Source organism: Coleofasciculus sp. FACHB-712, from assembly GCF_014695635.1.
Taxonomy (GTDB): Bacteria; Cyanobacteriota; Cyanobacteriia; order Cyanobacteriales; family FACHB-T130; genus FACHB-T130.
On the sequence record NZ_JACJOQ010000164.1, the window covers coordinates 1 to 4,348 of the forward strand.

Consider the following 4,348-nt stretch of genomic DNA (forward strand, 5'->3'; position numbering starts at 1 on the left):
TGTTGTTGCAATCTCAATGCTGGATGTGAAGGATTATGAGATTGTACCCAGGTGTGTTTTAAGTGTCCAATGCGATCGCTCATCTATCTATAGGTATAGAAATGTTTTTACTATGGACATGATTCTAGCAGAATGTTTTTATTGTATACCTTCATATCCCGATAGGCAAACCGTAGATTAAATTTTTGTTTTCTCCTCCGGAAACCGGATAAAGATTGGTAGGGTTGAAAAAGCCAAATGTTTTGGAGTTTCCTTGCGGAAGTACAAATACAAGGTTGGGTTTCATTCCCGCACGGAGCCAACGAAACACTAGCTGGGGTTGGGTTCAACAGCGTGAAACCCAACCTATACGGAAAGATTTGTCAGCTAACCCTAACCCCTCACCATTGATGGAAAAAGGAGCATTTGTGTACGTCTGTGCCTCACTTTAGTTTCGCCAGCGTGCCCGATAGCTTCGCGCATCAAGATGACACAGGTTCGGGAAGCTGGTGTAACGACCCAAACCACCGGGCCACCAAGGGTCGAGAGACCAGTAAAGTTGATCGCCAGAAAGACCTTCGCAGAGAAAGTCTATTGCATCTCCAACAATATGACGGCTGTATCTTGCCCCACCAACTGCACGATTGATCGCTGGAGGTCGATACCAGCTAGTGATGATGAAGGGTCGCCCAATGCGATCGCGTGCCCTTTGTGCGAGTCTCGCAATCCGGATCATGGCATCCAGCGTCGCCTGGTTAGGAGGCATCCGGGTGCCGCCGTGGGTTGCTTCTGCCCAGGTAAAGTTGCCATCCGGAACGATGGGGGCAGACAGCTGAATATTCCTTAGCGTCCACCTGTCGGGACGCTTGGCGACAGCGATTGGGACAGGCTTGGGTGCGGCGTCCGGAGAATCTTTCCGTGCCTGATTCATGCGTTTGAGATCCTCAAATAAGGAGCGAATGGCTTGATCTCTGGTTGCCAAATCGCGCCAAAGTTGAACCAGGCGGATTAAAGCTTCTCGTTGGTGGTCGATTTCTTTATATTCAATCGGCAGACGCCGAACAAAATTCAGCAATTCTCGATCTAGTTGGGCAGCAAGATTCGATAACCTGGTACGATCGCTTGTCGTGCCACTCAGCAGTAGAGGGTCGATTCCCAATGATGCCAGCGCGGAAGCGCGAGAGTCCAACTTTCGCCAGATCCGAACTAATTCAGTTAGCGCGTTGCGTTGGTTGCCTGAAGCTTGATAATACTGCGGAATGCGCTGGATAAAGGCAATCAGGGCCGGATCGACAATTTTAATCCCTGTATCGGCGGAGGTGTTGTTTTTCAAAGAAGCGATCGCAACTTCCCGCGATTCTAGCTGACGCCACAGCTGGGCTAGCCGCAGCAGGGCTTCTCGCTGATAGGGATAACCGGAGTAATTGGGAGAAATTCGCTGGATAAATTGCTTGAGAGGAACATCCATCTGGGACTCCTCGAAGTTATCGCCAATAACAGTGCCAGGAGACAGCAAAGACGCGGTCGCGGCTTCTTCTGTATCCATCTGACGCCACATCCGCACCACTTCCAGGGCAGCATCCCGTTGATGAGGCAAGCCAGTATAGTATTCTGGAACTCGCTCCACTAGGGTCAGTAGCGCCTTATCCAGGTAGGCAAGATTGTGGGGCAAGCCTTCCGCACTGAAATCGGTTTCGATGTCTTTTAGGTACGCTTGCAGTAACGCCTTGGCATCGCTGGCTTCCAACCGCGCTGCTGTCGGTTCGCTTGCTGGCGGTGCATAACCATCAGCCACAGCTTGAATAAAGCGATCGCTGTAGCGCCCTTTTTGTACGTCCCACAGATCCGCTCCTTTCCACCCCTGAGCGACCAGATTGTTACTTAAACTGCGGATAGTATTGGCAGCATATTGCACTTGTTTGGGAAAAGAATCCACCTCCTGTAGGGGAATGCGATTCGCTGGGGAGATGCCCAGGCCCTTTTCTCCGTCCGAAAACTGCGGTGAAGATAGCACTTGATAAAGCGCTGCCAGAATCGGCTTGTGAATGCCAGTTCGTTCCGCTTCTAAGAGGTAGTAGTAATTGCGCTGGTCTGGTGTCAGTGTTGGCATAGCCAGTTTTGATAACCCACTTAACCACTCTATGACTTTGGCACCCGTTCCGAAGCTTTTCCAGAGTGATTCCTAGAATAAATATCAATCAGTGCGATCGCTAACTAAACGGCACGGTGACGCCCCAAGCGTCCGCTTTTCGGACAGAGAAGCCAGAAAATCTAGCTTTCTCCCCTATAAGGCTACGGTGTACACACAAGTCGGCAGACCTCTCCCCAAACCCATCTCCGACACGGAGAGGGGCTTTGAATACTGCTCCCCTTCCCTACGAAGGAAGGGGTTGGGGGTTAGGTCTGAGAGCGCTTTGTCCGTACACCGTAGCCTTATAGGGGGAGGGGTAGGAAGAGGTCAAAATCCACTGTAACCAATTGAAAATCGCGCTCTTTACTTTAGCGCTGGCGACGAAACTCCACCACATCTTTTTTAATGGTGATGTCATAGCCGTCATAGAAGTCATGTCCTAGCAGTCCAATGTCCAAGTCGGGTTGTCCGATTCCTACCAGCACATCTTTGACGAGATTCCCACCCAGTTGAATCGAATTAACAAACCCAAAGTATATTCCAGCTACTCCATTCGCCGTCTTCACGTTCGCCATTCCTACAGGTTTCACCTTTAGGTCATAAGCCATCTGTCGGGTGATCAACGTTTTACTTGCCCCTGTATCCAGAAACATTTCATATTTCTTTTTGCCATCAAATGTCACGTCAACAACAGGAATCGTGTCCCCTTGCCGGCGTTTGATGGGAACCGTGAAAAAGGGTTTGTTAACGATTGCAGGTCCAATGGGTTTGGGCTTGGGCGGAGGAGCCGCTTGTTTCTGAGCCGAGGCTAAAAAGCGCTGGTATTGAGGCAGCTTCTTTTGAGCGATCGCATGGTTGCGGCTAGAAGTTGGCACAGCTTTCATTAATTCAATTGCCTCTTGCCATCGGCTGGCAACTAATTGCCAATCATCTCGGCTTTTGGCAGATTCACTAATCGCGATCGCGCCAAGGGCAGTATCAATCGCTTCGTTATAAGTGTCAGGGCCAGTCTTAATCGGTTGGTTAACGGGTGTTTTTTTAGTCGCCGTGGATGCTTTTGGCTTAGCTGTTGAGGCAGATTTAGCCGGTTGAGTCGCAGCAGAACTGGCAACAGCCGCCACGGGACTTGCACTAGCAGCAGGCTTTGCTGGGACTGAGGCTGCTGGTGGGCTAGGAGGGCTTGCTGCATCGTTATTACAGCCAAGAATCCCAAACGCCAGGGAGCTGGATAGAACAATCAGGGTGGTACGGCTTTGAGAGGGTTTCCACATGATTAATCGCCCGATCTTATAAGCAATTGATTTTGGAGAGGACACGGCTTTTCTGGCAAGACGGGTCTTACTACACCCTAAGGTAAGATTTTTCCGCAGATTTTTCCGGATTTAACCAGTTTCTTTTTGTTGAATGACTGTTTAACCTGTCAATCGCGATCGCTTCCCGGAAACTCTCCATGCCAGAAGGAGCCGATTGGTTGCCCCGACTTGCCGTAGTTGCGAACCCGTTCAAGCCAGTCCCCCCATCAAGGGCTGCATCAAAGTGTATTTGTTCTATACCATACTAAAGGCTACATGAGCAACCGCATTTTCCACAGAATAGATTTTGTAGGTAAACAACAGCCATACTCTTGACTAATCGGTCTTTATAGCGTTAATTGCACTGATGGCGCGGCTGTAGAATAATGCCTTTTGGTCTACAGTTACGTAAAATTGGAAACTTTGTGCAATCTAAGCTCATAGAGTTAAATAATCCTGTCGAAGAAGAATTATATTTGGGTGACTCAGAACCCCCCTTTACCCTTCAAGACTTGAAAGCCGCCATTCCCCCAGAGTGCTTTGTGCCCTCCACCAAGCGATCGCTGTTCTATTTTCTAGTGGATGTAGGGATAATCGGCATCCTCTACGCGATCGCTAGCTATCTGGATTCCTGGTGGGTTTGGCCTGTATTTTGGTTGGCGCAGGGAACAATGTTCTGGGCGTTGTTTGTCGTCGGACACGACTGCGGTCACGGTTCTTTTTCCAGAAAAAAATGGGTAAATAACCTGATTGGGCATTTGGCACACATTCCCATCCTCGTGCCGTATCATGGGTGGCGTATCAGCCACCGAACTCACCACCAAAATACCGGCAACATTGACACGGATGAAAGCTGGTATCCCGTTACAGAAAGCCAGTATCGGGAGATGCCCGCGTATGAAAAATTTGTCCGCTTTAATGCCTTAGCCTTACTGGTGGCTTATCC

The 4,348-nt window shown here is 49.6% G+C and carries 3 protein-coding genes; 1 reads left to right on the plus strand and 2 read right to left on the minus strand.

The genetic code is table 11. The features are described from left to right. Positions 1–427: 427 nt before the first annotated feature. Complete coding sequence (locus H6F50_RS04435) at positions 428–2,089, minus strand: D-Ala-D-Ala carboxypeptidase family metallohydrolase (protein ID WP_190426738.1); 1,662 nt, start codon at positions 2,087–2,089, stop codon at positions 428–430. A gap of 389 nt (positions 2,090–2,478) precedes the next feature. Further along, the gene (locus tag H6F50_RS04440; RefSeq protein WP_190426741.1) at positions 2,479–3,381 is read right to left on the minus strand and encodes a retropepsin-like aspartic protease; all 903 of its coding nucleotides are present in this window, start codon (positions 3,379–3,381) and stop codon (positions 2,479–2,481) included. Between the two features lie 446 nt (positions 3,382–3,827). On the opposite strand from H6F50_RS04440, the gene H6F50_RS04445 reads away from it, so the two are divergent. Continuing rightward, a partial coding sequence (locus tag H6F50_RS04445) for a DUF3474 domain-containing protein (protein WP_347277134.1) occupies positions 3,828–4,348 on the plus strand: 521 nt, incomplete at its 3' end.

What these genes read in the sequence shown, in the direction of transcription:
- H6F50_RS04435 (WP_190426738.1), bottom strand. Translation starts at nt 2,089, where the DNA reads ATGCCAACACTGACACCAGACCAGCGCAATTACTACTACCTCTTAGAA.
- H6F50_RS04440 (WP_190426741.1), bottom strand. Translation starts at nt 3,381, where the DNA reads ATGTGGAAACCCTCTCAAAGCCGTACCACCCTGATTGTTCTATCCAGC.